Source organism: Tetzosporium hominis (assembly GCF_002265435.1).
In the GTDB taxonomy this organism is placed as follows: domain Bacteria; phylum Bacillota; class Bacilli; order Bacillales_A; family Planococcaceae; genus Chryseomicrobium; species Chryseomicrobium hominis.
Genome location: NZ_NOKQ01000056.1, coordinates 1 through 242 on the forward strand (window position 1 = coordinate 1; position 242 = coordinate 242).

Consider the following 242-nt stretch of genomic DNA (forward strand, 5'->3'; position numbering starts at 1 on the left):
ATGAATTTCCATAGGCAAAATGCCGACACCCAGTGCGACGACATCCACCCATCCTGCATGTGTGCACGCAATAACGAAACCTGTGTCTTTAGGAAGATTTTCTTTATTGTATACTTTAATTCCGCCGCGCAAAGAAAGAATCGCTTTTGCAGCATAACCAGTAAATTTATACATATGGCACTTCCTTTATTGATGTAGTCGTATGAGGTTTCCCTTTATTATTATAACAATTTTTTTTATTA

Annotated in this window: 1 protein-coding gene; it reads right to left on the reverse strand. The window is 37.2% G+C overall.

The window, feature by feature from the left end:
- The coding region (locus CF394_RS00175) for a 1-acyl-sn-glycerol-3-phosphate acyltransferase (RefSeq protein ID WP_207761655.1) at positions 1-174 on the reverse strand (174 nt) is incomplete at its 3' end.
- Positions 175-242: the final 68 nt, after the last annotated feature.